The sequence below is a fragment of the Amycolatopsis sp. NPDC045836 genome (genome assembly GCF_056431745.1).
This window is the reverse complement of record NZ_JBWKKF010000049.1, coordinates 1-11648: the sequence shown is the minus strand read 5'-3', so window position 1 is coordinate 11648 and position 11648 is coordinate 1. Positions and strand designations below refer to the sequence as shown.

The following is an 11648-nucleotide window of genomic DNA, read 5'->3' as shown; positions in this document are numbered from 1 at the left end:
CCCCTCCCCCCGGGGGGAAGGGAAGAAAACCCCCTCCCCCCCCCCCCCTCCCCCCCCCCCTCCTCCCCCCCTCCCCCCCCCCCCCCCCCCCCCCCCACCCACGAGGGCGGCCGGTGGCAGGCGCGTGTGCTCGGCCGACGGCCAGGCCAGCGGATCCGGCCCCAGCTCGCTCAGCTCGGCCAGCTGCTCCCGGCACCACGGCGAGATCGGCTGGCTGCCGTCCTCGATCTCGCGGACCAGCTGCGGCCACTCCACCCAGCGGTAGGCGTCGACCTCGGCCGGGTCCGGCTCCGGCTCACCGGTCACCTCGACCCGCCACACCGGGCACTTCTCGTTCTCCACCACCCCGTTGTCCATCACCGCGCGGTACCGGAACTCCGGCAGCACCAGATCGATGCCGACGCTGGTCAGCCCCAGTTCCTGGGACAACCGGCGCACGATGCCGTCGGCCATGTCCTCACCGGGGGCGGGGTGCCCGCAGCAGCTGTTCGTCCACACCCCCGGCCAGGTGCGCTTGCCGAACGCCCGCCTGGTCAGCAGGAACTGTCCGCGCTCGTTGAACGCGTACGCGGAGAAGGCCAGGTGCAGCGGGGTTTCCCGGGTGTGCACGCCGGCCTTGTCGGCGACGCCGATGGCGTGCCCTTGCTCGTCGAGGAGGACCACCTGCTCAGTCATGCGGTAGACCCTAATCCGCCGACGGCGGCCCACACCAAAGGTGAAGTGCCGAATTCACCCGGCGTCACCGGGTATCACCTGGTAGTCCGAACGCCGCAACTACGCTGGGACGTCACGGAGCCGGGTCGAGCCCCAGCCGCGAGATCCACTGCGCCGAGGTGACCACCGCGGTGACGAAGTCGGCCACCCGCTCCTCGGTGAACCTGGTGGTCGGCCCGCCGAGCGCCAGCGCGGCGATGATGCGGCCCTCCCGGTCGGTCACCGGCGCGGCGATGCCGGAGGCACCCAGCTCGCGTTCCCCGTGGCTCACCGCGTGCCCCTCCACCGCCGCCAGCCCCGCCTGACGGCGCAGTTCCCCGGCGAACTCCTTGCCGTGCGGGGAGAGCGCCGCCACCCGATCGACCACAGTGGACTCGGCACCGATCAGCAGCACCTTGCCGGCCGCCCCGGCCCACAACGGCAGCTCGTCGCCGACGCGGACCACGTGCCGGATGTGCTGCGGCCCTTCGTGCTGCGCCACGCACACGCGGGCGGTGCTGCTGCGGACGTAGATGTTGACCGTCTCACCGCACTGGGTGGCCAGCTCCCGCATCACCTGCCGGACCGGCTCGGACAGCTGCCAGGCGGACTGGCCCAGCTTGGCCCACCGCAGCAACCCCGGGCCGACGGTGACCTGGCCGTCCTGGCGGGTCCACAGCAGGCCGCGCTGCTCGCAGGTGGTGACCAGGCGGAGCACCGTGGTCTTGGCCAGCCCGCTGGCCTCGGTCAGCTCGCGGATGCTCCACCGGCGGCGGTGGTCGGTGAACAGGCCGAGCAGGTCGATCGCCCGCAGCACGCTGCGCACGCCGCCGTCGTCCCCGTCCATCGCACCCCCGCGCGACCGTACCACCCGCTGGTCAGCGTGGCTCCAGTTCGACGATCACCCAGGTGCCGTCCTGCCGCTCGGCGGTCACCGACAGCTGGGAGGCGGCGGCGCTGGTGGAGCTGTTGTCGGCGCGGGTGGCGGACTGGTCGAGGAACACCAGCAGCCGCGCCCGGTCCCCGTCCAGCGACTCGACCGCCGAGTTGACCACCCGCGTGGTGAGCACCAGCTTCTGCTGCGGCGCGAGCGTGCGCACCTGGCCGAAGAGCTGGTTGTAGGTCTCCAGCGCCTCGCCGCGCAACGCACCGGCGGCGGCCTTCTCGGTGACCTCGGTCTTGTCGTAGGAGTAGGAGAAGATCTTGTTGAGCGAGGTGGTGATCGCCGAGGTCACCTCGGCCGTCGCCCCCGTGTCGACCAGCGCCGCGTTCGACGCCGAGTCGGCGGTGCGCAGCGCCACGGCCCGCCAGGTGAACACCCCGCCGAGCAGCGTCAACCCGATGGCCGCGACGATCAGGCAGAGCGGCAACCGGGATCGCTTCGCCGCGGTGCCCTTGCTGGTCTCGGTGCCTGCAGTGCCTTCGGTGCCGCCCTCGGCCGCTTCGCTGCTCTCGGCGGCTCCAGTCCCCTCACTGGTCTCGGCAGTCTCCTCGGCTTCGGCGACCTCGGCAGCCCCCGCGGTGGCGGCAGCCTCCTCGGCCTCGGTGGTTTCGGTGACAGCAGCGGTTCCGGCGCCCTTTGTCCCGACAGCCCGGCCCCTGACCTCGGCACCCCCGGTGGTCTTCGAGCCGGCCGTGCGCCCGGTCCCCTCGGCAGCCCCCGCGTCGAGCCCGGCTTCGGTTGTGGTCATCCTGCGTTCCTCCTCAGCCGGCACCGATGGGCACCTGGTCCATCGCGCTGACCTTCCAGCCCGCCTCGGTCCGGGTCAGCTGCGCCGCGAACCGGTTGCGCTTGGTGGTCGTCGCCGCGCCCTCCTTCGCGACGGTGATCTCCACCGACGCCAGCAGCCGCGCCGTGCCGGTGTGGTCGTCGAGCGAGTTGACCGCCGCGTCCAGCACCTTCCCGCTGGCCACCGTCCCGCCCTCCCGCAGCGACTTCTTCGTGGCCTCGTCGGTGCGCGCCAGCTCGTCGTGCAGCTTGCCGGTGGACACCTCCAGCCACCGGCCGATGCCCTCGTCCACCCGGTGGTGGTCCAGGCTGTTCAGCTCGGCGATCTGCTGCCGCCCGGCGGCGAGCGCGTCGTCGCGGGACTGGGCGTAGGACAGGTTGTCGTCCACCTCGGCGCTCACCCAGAAGTACCCGGACACCCCGGCGAACACCACCGCGGCCACCAGTGCGCCGAGCGCGAGCCTCACTCCGGCAACCACAGCAGATCCTCCATGTCCGTGGAAACCTCCGGCAGCGTCGGCGCGGTCAGCGGCCCGGCCAGCGATCCCGCGCCCGGCGGGGTGATCGGCGGCACCCCGCCCTTCGGCGCGTTCTGCGAGCCCCGCACCGAAACCGGCGAGTCCCCCGGCAGCGTGCACGCGGCCTCGGTGTTCATCGGCAGCGGCGAGAGGTCCAGCGGCGACCGCCGCGTCGTGCTCTCGTAACCCTGCGTGCAGACCCCCGGCTCCACGAACCGCTGGACGATCGACAGCTCGCCGCTGACCGGGTCGATCGAGGTGGACGTCGCCGCCACCGCCTTGGGAATGGTGGCGAACAGCTCCTCCATGCCCGCGGTCCTGGTGGCGAACAGGTCGGTGGTGGTGAGCAGGTTGGCCAGCAGGATCGACAGCGACGGATCGGTGTCCTCCAGCAGCGCGCTGAGCTGCGTGGCCGCCTGCGGCGCGGTGCCGATCAGCGCCCGCAGGTCACCGTCGGCGCCGGCCAGCTCGTTCGCGAACAGCTTGGCGTTGCCGGCGAACGACTTCCACGCGTCGGTCGAGTCCAGCTGCGTCTGCAGCACGGTGGTGCCGTCGGTGAGCAGCGCCTGCGTCTGCGGCAGGTGCTCCGAGGCGGTCCTGGTGAACGCCATCGACGAATCCATCAGCACCTGCAGGTCCGGTCCCGCGCCGTGGAAGGCGTCGTAGAACTCGTCGACCACCGTGCGCAGCGCGTCCGTCGGCACCGAGGCGTTCAGCGAACTCAGGTTGCCCAGCAGGTCCTGCACCGGCAGCGGCACCTTCGTCGACTCCATCGGGATGGTCGAGCCCTCGGCCAGGAACGGCCCGTCGGCGGTGCGCGGCTGCAGGTCGACGTACTGCTCGCCGACCGCCGACCGGTTGCTCACCACGGCCGCCGAGTTCACCGGGATCGGCGGCGCGGCACCGTCGATCAGCAGGTCGACCTCCATGCCCTCGTCGGTCAGCCGCAGTTCGCCGACCCGGCCGACGGCCACCCCGCGGTAGGTCACCTCACCGTTGGTGAACACCCCGCCGCCGTCGGCCAGCCGCAGCGACACCACGTACCCGCTGCCGCCGAACAGCTGGCCCAGCCCGGCGTACTTGCCGCCGATGAACGCCACCGCGGACAGCGCCACCACCACGAACGCGAGCACCTGCACGCGGACCTTCGCCGTCAGCATCAGCTGCCCCCCAGCGACTGGACCTCGCCGCTCGGCGGCAGCGGCAGCAGCGGCCCGTCCGGCGGCAGCTCGGTGCCGGGCGTGGGGGCCATGGTGATGAAGATGTTCATGTAGTCGCCCTTCACCGCGTCGAGCACCGGGTCGGTGAACGGGAAGGTCGGCAGGATCTCCAGCGAGTTCGGCAGGTTCTGGCCCGCGTCGGCGAGCTGGTCCAGGATCGGCGCGAGCGCGCGGAGGTCGGCGACCATGTCGTCCTTGCTGCGGTTGATGGTGTCGATCGCGACGGTGGACAGGTCGTCGAGCGAGCGCAGCATGGTGACCAGCGATTCGCGCTGCTCGGTCAGCGTGGCCAGGCCCGGGGTCAGGTTCGACAGCGCGCCGTCGATCTGCTCGTCGCGCTGGGCGAGCGTGGCCGAGAGCTGGTTCAGCCCGTCCAGCGCCGCGGTGATGTCACCGGAGTGCGCGTCCAGGTTGCGCACCAGCTCGTCCACGGTGGCCAGGAAGTTGCGGATCTCCGGCTCGTTGCCGTCGAGCACCTTGGTCAGTTCCTGGTTGATCGTCTGCAGCTGGCTGATGCCACCGCCGTTGAGCAGCAGCGACAACGCGCCGAAGACCTCCTCGAACTCGGGGTTCCGGTTGGTCCGGTCCACCCCGATCACCGCGCCGTCGGCCAGCTCGCCCACGGTCTGCTCCGGCACCGCCAGCTCGACGAACTTCTCGCCGAGCAGGCTCGACTGGCGCAGCCGGGCCAGGCTGTTCGCGGGCAGCACCACGTCGCCGTTCACCGCGACCACCGCCTCGGCGGTCCAGCCGTCCGCACCCAGCCGGATGGTCTCCACCCGGCCGACCGGCACGTCGTTGACCTTGACCGCGGCCTGCGGCACCAGGTCGAGCACGTCGGCGAACTGCACGGTGACCCGGTACGGGTGGTCGCCGAGGTCCGCGCCACCGGGCAGCGGCAGGTCGTAGACGCCCTTGAACCCGTCCCCGGAGCACGCGGTGAGCAGCAGGCAGCTCGCCAGCCCCGCCGCCAGCCATCCTCGCCTCATCCGGCACCTCCTGGCACGTAGACCGGGCCGGAGGCCGGTAGCGGCAGGGCCGGCGCGGAAGCGGGCATCGGCGCGCCGTCGGGCAGCGCCGCCATGCCCGGTGGCACGCTCACCTTGTTCGGGTTCAGGTACTCGGCCAGGTAGGTCTTGCCCTGCAGCGTGCCCGACTCCGCGTCGAAGGCACCGAGCAGGTTGCTCGCCGCCAGCGGCAGCGTGTCCAGCGTCTCGGCCAGCTGCGCCCGCTGGTCCACCAGCACCTGCGTGGTCTGGCTCAGCTTGTCCACGTTGGACTTGATGGCGGCGCGGTTGTCGCGGATGAACGCCTGCACCTCACCGAGCGCGGTGCCCAGCGCGGTCAGCGCGCCGTGCAGCTCCTCCCGGTCCGCCGACAGCGTCTGCCACACCTGCGCGAGCTGCGTGTTCACCGTTTCGACCGCGTTGTCGTTGCCGGCCAGCATGTCGGTGAACTTGCCCAGTTCGTCCAGCGTGCCGAACAGGTCGTCCTTCGAATCGGACAGCGTCCGCGCCAGGTCGGCGAAGTTGCGGATGTTCTCGTTGATCGCCTTGCCGTTGCCGTCCAGGTTCGCCGCCCCGGTCTCGAGCAGTTCCGACAGCGCGCCGTCGGCGTTCGCGCCCTTCGGCCCGAGCGAGGTGGCCAGGTCGTTCAGGCTGGCGTACAGCTCGTCCAGCTCCACCGGGGTGCCGGTGCGCTCCACGCCGATCACCGTGCCGTCGGCCAGCCGCGGGTCGCCCCGGCGCGCCACGGTGGAGAACTGCACGTACCGGTCGGAGACCACGCTCGGCGCCACCACCAGCGCCCTGGTGGCCGCCGCGACCGGTGCCTGCCCGTCCACGCTCAGCGCCACCTCGACGTGCTCGCCGACCGGGGTGACCGTCTCCACCTGCCCGATCCGCACGCCGAGCAGGCGCACGTCGGACCCGCTGTAGACGCCGACCGCCCGCGGGAACAACGCGGTGATCCGCTTGCTGCCGTCACCGGAGAAGATCCACCACAGCGCGCCGGCCGCCACCAGCGCCGTCACCACGACGACCGTGGCGATCCTCGCCGCCCGCAGCCCGGTTCTCGTGCTGATCACTTCGCGCCCCCCTCCGGCAGCGGTGGCACGCACGGCGACCGGTTCTCCGGCACCAGCCCGCAGACGTAGTTGTCCGCCCAGCGGCCGTTGCCCATGGTGTTGTTGACCATCCGGAAGTACGGCCCGGCGATCTCGAGGCTGGCGTCGATGTTCTCGGTGTGCTTCTGCAGCACGGCGGTCACCTTGTCCAGCTTCGCCAGCACGTCCGACAGCTGGTTCTGGTTGTCCCTGACCAGCCCGGACAACTGCTCGCCGAGGTCCTGCGCGCCCACCAGCAGCTGGTGGATCGACTCGCGCCGGTTGTTCAGCTCGGCCAGCAGCAGGTTGCCGTCGTTGATCAGCTTTTCGAACTCCTCCCCGGACCGGGCCAGCGAGTTCGCCACCGCACGCGCGTTCCGCAGCAGTTCGGCCAGCTCCTCGTCCCGTGACGAGACCGTCTTCGACAGCGAGGTGAGCCCGTCGAGCGCGGTCCGGACGTGGGCGGGGGAGTCCTTGAAGGTGTCCGACAGGGTGCGGAAGCTGGTCGCCAGCTGCTGGGTGTCGATCGCGTCGACGGTGTTCGCCAGCCCGTTGAACGCGTCGGTCACGTCGTACGGGGTGATCGTGCGGTCGCGGCCGATCGGCGTCTCCGGGTCCTGCTCGCCGTCGCCGATCGGGTAGAGCGAGAGGAACTTCCGGCCGAGCAGCGTTTTGATCTTGATCCCGGCCGAGGTCTGGTTGCCGATCCAGGTGTCCTCCACCCGGAAGCTGACCAGCACGTGGTCCTCGGCCAGGTCCACGTCGGTGACCTCGCCGACCTTGATGCCCGCCACCCGCACCTCGTCGTCCGGCTGCAGCCCGGCGGCCTCGCCGAACTCGGCCTGGTAGGTGGTGCCGCCGCCGACGATCGGCAGCTCCTCGAAGTAGAAGGTGACCGCGGTGATCGCCGCGATCGCCAGCGAACCGGCGATGCCGATGGTGAACGGGTTGCGCTCGCGGAACGAGGTCATCCCCGGCACCTCGCTTCCGGGATCCGGACGCCGACGGGCGGGTCGGTGGTCAGCTTCGCCTCGCACAGGTAAAAATTCAGCCAAGAGCCGTAGCTGCCGATCCGCCCGACCGCGTCCAGCTTCTTCGGCAGCAGCTCGAAGAACTGGTTCAGCTCGCCCTCCTGCGCGGCCAGGTTGCCGGAGACCTCGCCGAGTTCGGCGATGGTCTCCTTGAGCGGGGGCCGGGCCACCTCGAACAACCCGGCGGTGGCGTCGGAGAGGTCGGCCACGCCCTGCACCGCTTCGCCGATCGCGGTCCGGTCCTCGGCCAGCCCGGACACCAGTTGCTGCAGGGTCGAGACCACCGAGGACAGCCGGTCGCCCTTGCTGTTGATCGTCTTGAGCACCGAGTTCAGGTTGGTGATCACCTCGCCGATCACCTGGTCGCGGCTCGCCAGCGTGGTGGTCAGCGCCCCGGTGTGCCTGAGCAGGCTCTCCACCGTGCTGCCCTCGCCCTGCAGCACCTGCACGATCTCGCCGGAGAGCTGGTTCACGTCGGTCGGCGACAACGCCTGGAACAGCGGTTTGAACCCGTTGAACAGGTCGGTCAGGTCCAGCGCCGGCGTGGTGCGCTCCAGCGGGATCTCGTCGCCGGGCAGCATCGGCTCGGCACCGGCCAGCCGCCCGCGTTCCAGCGCGATGTACCGCTGGCCGACCATGTTCCGGTACTTGATGGTGGCGCGGACGTCCGACGGCAGCTTCCGCCCGCGGTCCACGGAGAACCTGACCTGCGCGATGTGCTGGTCGACCACCTTCAGTTCCTCGACCTGGCCCACCCGCACCCCGGAGATCCGGATGTCGTCACCGGTGTTCAACGCGGTCGCGTCGGTGAACCGGGCGGTGTAGCCGTCGGCCTCGCCCACCCCGGTGTTGGCGATGGACAACGCCAGCAGGGTGGTGGCCAGCGTGGTCACCAGGATGAAGATCAGGCCCTTGACCAGCGGTGCGCCGAACTGCCTCATCGAACGGTCACCTCCGTGCCCCGGTACAGCGGGCCCACCAGCACGCTGCTCCACGGCGCCACCTCACCGGGCGCCACGCCGATCTCCGGTGCCACCAGCGTGGAGATCAGCTCGCGTTCCTGCGGGGAGTTCGGCAGCCCCAGCTCACCGGAGGGTCCCGGCAGCAGCGGGTGCGCCGGGCTGCCCGCCTGCGCCACGGTGGCCCCGGTGGTCGGCGCCACCCCGCTCGGGTAGCACTTCGGGCCCCCGCCCGCGGTGTAGACCGGGTCGTCCACCCCCGGCAGGTACGGCCCCCGGTCGTCGGTGATCGACGCCACCACGTGCATGCCCGGCTCCTCCGTCCCGGCCCCGAGCACCTTGTCCATCGCCGGTTTGAGGTCGGTCATCGCCTTCAGGGTGCAGGGGAAGCTGGGGGAGTAGGCGGCGGCGAGCTCGAGCGACTCGCGGCTGTCGACGGCGAGCCGGATGATGTTGTCCCTGTTGTGCTCCAGGAACGTGGTCACGTCCTGGGCGGAGGCGGTGACCTGCTGGTAGAGCGAGCCCAGTTCCGGCTTCTTCTCCGCCACGGTCTGCAGGGTCACCGCGCTGTCGGTGAGCGAGTCGAGCAGGTCCGGGGCGATGTCGCCGTAGAGCTTGCTGACGTCGGCCAGGTCGCGGATGTTCTCGTTCAGCTCGGGCAGGCTCGGGTTGAACCGCTCCAGGTAGTCGGCCGCGGTCACCAGCGTGTCGCCGAGCTGGTCCCCGCGGTCGCGCAGCGCGGTGGACACCGCGGTCAGCGTGGTGGACAGCTTCTGCGGCTGCACCGCCTCGAGCACCGGCAGCAGGTCGTCGTACACCTTCTCCAGCTCGATCGCGTTCGCGGAGCGGTCCTGGGTGATCACGTCGCCGTCGCCGATGCGCGGCCCGCGCGGCTCGGGGATGGACAGCTGCACGTACCGCTCGCCGAACAGCGTCTTCGGGATGAGCAGCGCCGAGACGTTCTTCGGCAGCTTCTCCGACTTGACCGGGTCCAGTGCGAGCAGCACCTCCGCTCCGCCCGCACTGGACCGGATCTCGCGGACCTCGCCGACGACGACCCCGCGCGCCTTGACCTCCGAGGCGACGTGGAGCTGGTTGCCCACCCGGTCGGTCTTCAGGGTGACCGACACCGAGGACACGAACTCCTTGCGGTAGATCGCGACCGACAGCGAAACGAACGCGAGCATGGCGGCCAGGAAGAACACCCCGGCCGTGCGCCGCACGTACTTCTGCCTGCGTGCCTTGTTCATCCGGCCACCTTCACCGTGGTGGTGGCGCCCCAGATGGCGAGGCTGAGGAAGAAGTCGAGCAGGCTGACCGCGACGATCGCGGTGCGCACCGCCCGGCCCACGGCCACGCCGACCCCGGCCGGGCCGCCGCTGGCGCGGTAGCCGTAGTAGCAGTGCGAGAGCACCACGATCACGCTGAACACCAGCACCTTCAGGAACGACCAGAGCACGTCGATCGGTGGCAGGAACAGCTGGAAGTAGTGGTCGTAGGTGCCCGCCGACTGGCCGAAGAACCAGATGGTCACCTGCCGCGAGGCGACGTAGGAGGTGAGCAGCCCGATCGCGTACAGCGGGATGATCGCCAGGAACCCGGCCACGATCCGGGTGGCCACCAGGTACGGGATGCTCGGCACGCCCATCACCTCGAGCGCGTCGATCTCCTCGGAGATGCGCATGGCGCCGAGCTGGGCGGTGAACCCGCAGCCGACCGTGGCCGACAACGCGATGCCCGCCACCAGCGGCGCGATCTCGCGGGTGTTGAAGTAGGCGGAGATGAACCCGGCGAAGGCCGAGGTGCCGACCTGGTTGAGCGCGGAGTAACCCTGGATGCCGACCACCGCGCCGGTGAACACGGTCATCCCGATCATCACGCCGATGGTGCCGCCGATCACCGCCAGGGCCCCGCTGCCGAAGCTGACCTCGGCCAGCAACCGGACGATCTCCCTGCTGTAGCGGAAGATCGCCCGCGGGGTCCAGGCCAGCGCCTTGAGGTAGAAGAGCACCTGGTCACCGAGGGTGTCCAGGAAGCCGAACCGCCGGTCGATGGCGCGGCCGGCGCGCCGGACCCGGGTGTCCGGCGGCGGGAACATCGTCTCGGTCACGCGGTCACATCCCCTTCGGCGGCACGAGCTGCAGGTACAGCGAGCTGAGCACCAGGTTCATCAGGAACAGCAGCAGGAAGGTGATGACCACCGACTGGTTCACCGCGTCGCCGACGCCCTTCGGCCCGCCCTTCGGGTTGAGCCCGCGGTAGGCCGCCACGATCCCGGCCACGAAGCCGAACAGCAGCGCCTTGAGCTCGCTGATCCACAGGTCGGGCAGCTGGGCGAGGGCGGAGAAGCTGGCCAGGTAGGCGCCGGGCGTGCCGTCCTGCATGAGCACGTTGAACACGTAACCGCCGAGCACGCCGACCACGCTGACCAGGCCGTTCAGGAACACCGCCACGGCCATCGCGGCGAGCACCCGCGGCACGATCAGCCGCTGCACCGGGGAGACGCCGAGCACCTCCATCGCGTCGATCTCCTCGCGGATGGTGCGCGAGCCGAGGTCGGCGCACATGGCCGAGCCACCGGCGCCGGCGATCAGCAGGGCGGTGACCACCGGGCTGGCCTGCTGGATGATCGCCAGCACGCTGGCCGCGCCGGTGAACGACTGCGCGCCGATCTGCGTGGTCAGCGAGCCGAGGTGCAGCGCGATGACCGCGCCGAACGGGATGGAGACCAGCGCGGTCGGCAGGATCGACACGCTCGCGATGAACCAGAACTGCTGCACCAGCTCGCGGAACTGGAACGGCCGCTTGAAGGTGCTGCGGGCCACGTCCAGGCCGAGCGCGTAGAGCCGGCCGGTCTCCCGGATCGCGCCCGCACCGGGGAAGGAGCGGGTACTCGTGCTCATTCCGGCACCTTTCGGCTGCTGTGACCAGGGTTACTGACCAGTACGCTAACTACGGCCACCCCGGTCGACAAGCGATCCGCAAGATCGGCTGATTACGGTCCCGACAAGGGGTTTTTCCTTGTGCGCCAGTGACAAATCCGCCGCCGTGGAGTTGTCCGAAAGTGAGCAAGACGCGGTTCCGGGTGGCAAACGGAGCAGCGCGGGGGCATCCTGGGGGTGTCGCACCCGGGGGACGTCCCGGGGCCGCCCGGGCTCTCGGCGGGGGCTGCGGGCTGCCCGCACCGGTTCCGAGCTGGGAAGATCGCGTTAAGGGACCCCCCTTTTCGGGGGCTGTTCCGGGGCATGTAATGTTCTCTTCGTCGCCAGGGAGACCGGGCGGACAGCGGAACAAAATTCAGTGTGTTGCTTGAGAACTCAACAGTGTGCTAGTGAACTAAGCCAGTAGAGCTTATATGAAACCCCCTCGTCGGGGTTTCCTTTGAGATGTATTT

Annotated in this window: 11 protein-coding genes and 1 pseudogene; all 12 read right to left on the bottom strand. The window is 70.4% G+C overall.

Annotated elements, in window-relative coordinates; all coding sequences use genetic code 11:
* Positions 1 to 90 precede the first annotated feature (90 nt).
* A pseudogene (idi, locus tag AC07EG_RS39990) lies at positions 91 to 675 on the bottom strand (isopentenyl-diphosphate Delta-isomerase); the annotation flags it as partial.
* A 112-nt stretch (positions 676 to 787) separates the two neighbouring features.
* Positions 788 to 1540: an IclR family transcriptional regulator gene (locus tag AC07EG_RS39985; protein ID WP_478258498.1), complete on the bottom strand. Its 753-nt coding sequence runs from the start codon at positions 1538 to 1540 to the stop codon at positions 788 to 790.
* A 31-nt stretch (positions 1541 to 1571) separates the two neighbouring features.
* Positions 1572 to 2384, bottom strand: a complete 813-nt coding sequence (locus AC07EG_RS39980; RefSeq protein WP_478258497.1) for a hypothetical protein — start codon at positions 2382 to 2384, stop codon at positions 1572 to 1574.
* 13 nt (positions 2385 to 2397) lie between these two features.
* Positions 2398 to 2901 carry a hypothetical protein gene (locus tag AC07EG_RS39975; protein ID WP_478258496.1) on the bottom strand — a complete coding sequence of 168 codons (504 nt, stop codon included), beginning with the start codon at positions 2899 to 2901 and terminating at the stop codon, positions 2398 to 2400.
* A complete protein-coding gene (locus AC07EG_RS39970; RefSeq protein ID WP_478258495.1) occupies positions 2886 to 4100 on the bottom strand; it encodes an MlaD family protein in 1215 nt (404 codons plus the stop codon). The genes AC07EG_RS39975 and AC07EG_RS39970 overlap by 16 nt, the downstream gene beginning before the upstream one ends.
* Entirely contained in the window at positions 4100 to 5149 is a 1050-nt protein-coding gene (locus tag AC07EG_RS39965; protein WP_478258494.1) for an MCE family protein, read from the bottom strand. Before AC07EG_RS39965 ends, AC07EG_RS39970 begins: the two co-directional genes overlap by 1 nt.
* The gene (locus tag AC07EG_RS39960; RefSeq protein ID WP_478258493.1) at positions 5146 to 6246 is read right to left on the bottom strand and encodes an MCE family protein; all 1101 of its coding nucleotides are present in this window, start codon (positions 6244 to 6246) and stop codon (positions 5146 to 5148) included. Before AC07EG_RS39960 ends, AC07EG_RS39965 begins: the two co-directional genes overlap by 4 nt.
* Positions 6243 to 7235: an MCE family protein gene (locus tag AC07EG_RS39955; protein WP_478258492.1), complete on the bottom strand. Its 993-nt coding sequence runs from the start codon at positions 7233 to 7235 to the stop codon at positions 6243 to 6245. Before AC07EG_RS39955 ends, AC07EG_RS39960 begins: the two co-directional genes overlap by 4 nt.
* The gene (locus tag AC07EG_RS39950) at positions 7232 to 8236 is read right to left on the bottom strand and encodes an MCE family protein (RefSeq protein ID WP_478258491.1); all 1005 of its coding nucleotides are present in this window, start codon (positions 8234 to 8236) and stop codon (positions 7232 to 7234) included. The genes AC07EG_RS39955 and AC07EG_RS39950 overlap by 4 nt, the downstream gene beginning before the upstream one ends.
* A complete protein-coding gene (locus AC07EG_RS39945) occupies positions 8233 to 9504 on the bottom strand; it encodes an MCE family protein (protein ID WP_478258490.1) in 1272 nt (423 codons plus the stop codon). The genes AC07EG_RS39950 and AC07EG_RS39945 overlap by 4 nt, the downstream gene beginning before the upstream one ends.
* Complete coding sequence (locus AC07EG_RS39940) at positions 9501 to 10352, bottom strand: MlaE family ABC transporter permease (RefSeq protein WP_478258499.1); 852 nt, start codon at positions 10350 to 10352, stop codon at positions 9501 to 9503. The genes AC07EG_RS39945 and AC07EG_RS39940 overlap by 4 nt, the downstream gene beginning before the upstream one ends.
* 16 nt (positions 10353 to 10368) lie before the next feature.
* Entirely contained in the window at positions 10369 to 11157 is a 789-nt protein-coding gene (locus AC07EG_RS39935) for an MlaE family ABC transporter permease (RefSeq protein ID WP_478258489.1), read from the bottom strand.
* Positions 11158 to 11648: the final 491 nt, after the last annotated feature.